At 36.3% G+C, this 1,201-nt stretch carries 1 protein-coding gene; it reads right to left on the minus strand.

Annotation, left to right across the window (positions count from 1 at the left end; all coding sequences use genetic code 11):
• The coding region (locus LC095_RS26635; protein ID WP_226530916.1) for an IS1182 family transposase at positions 1-1,113 on the minus strand (1,113 nt) is incomplete at its 3' end.
• Between the last annotated feature and the right edge of the window lie 88 nt (positions 1,114-1,201).

Consider the following 1,201-nt stretch of genomic DNA (forward strand, 5'->3'; position numbering starts at 1 on the left):
TCGCGTAACCACTTTTTGATGATCTTTACTTTCTGTACATTGAGCTAAAAATGGACAAGTTGCGCAAATATGCTTCGGAGATTTGTACTCTCTATATCCTTCTTTAGTCGTTGTAGAGTATTTCAAGATTTCACCCGCTGGACATAAATAACAATCGAAATGCTCATCGTAAACATATTCATGTTTTCGGAAGAACCCATCTTTTGTGCGCGGTCTTGTGTAAGGTACCGCTGGGATAATATCGTTTTCTATTAGGTACTTTGTAATTGCTGGAGTTTTATAAGCAGCATCCGCAGCAACAGCTTTTGGTTTTCCTACTATTTCTACCACATCTTCAACTAATGGATTTAACATTTGACTATCATGAATATTTCCTGGAGTAACCTCCACACCTAATACAAATCCCTTGCGTTCTGCGGCTGCATGAAACGAATAGGCAAACTGTTTTGTACGTTCGTCTTTAACATAGTAACCACTTTCTGGATCAGTTGTACTTTCTTTGATTTCTTTTTCTTCTTCTTTGTCAAACTTATCAGGTGGAAAAGGCTTTTTCCCATGATCTCCACGATCTTGATTAATCTCTTCTTGAAGAAGCTCTTGATAAGCTCTAGTTTCTTTTCGCACGACCTTCTTTTGAAATTTATGCTTATTAGCACTAGCTTTTACATGAGTAGAATCAATGAATATGTGTTCTGCACTAAGAAGGTTTTTTAAGGCAGCAATCTTTAATATACGATAGAATATTTGTTCAAACAGATCTGTACCTTTAAATCTACGTTCGTAATTTTTCCCGAAGGTAGAGAAGTGCGGTACTTTTTCATGGAATCCATAGCCTAAGAACCAGCGATAGGCCATGTTTGTTTGAACCTCATCAATTGTTTTTCGCATCGAGCGAATACCGAAGGTATATTGAATGAAGGTTAGTTTAATTAGAATAACTGGATCAATACTTGGGCGGCCTACAGGTGAATACATATCTTCCACTAAGTCATAAATAAAAGAGAAATCAATCGCAGCCTCAATTTTGCGTACCAAATGGTCCGCTGGTACAAGTTGATCTAAAGCGATCATTTCAATTTGATCTCGTTGAATGGAATTATGTTTCGAAAGCATATTTATCACCTCAAGATTTTCTTAATACAAGTTTAAATCAAAAAAGACTGTAGGAAAACTCAATTTTAATGAGTTTGTCTACAGTCTG

The organism is Metabacillus niabensis (genome assembly GCF_020524345.1).
Classification (GTDB): Bacteria; Bacillota; Bacilli; order Bacillales; family Bacillaceae; genus Metabacillus; species Metabacillus niabensis_B.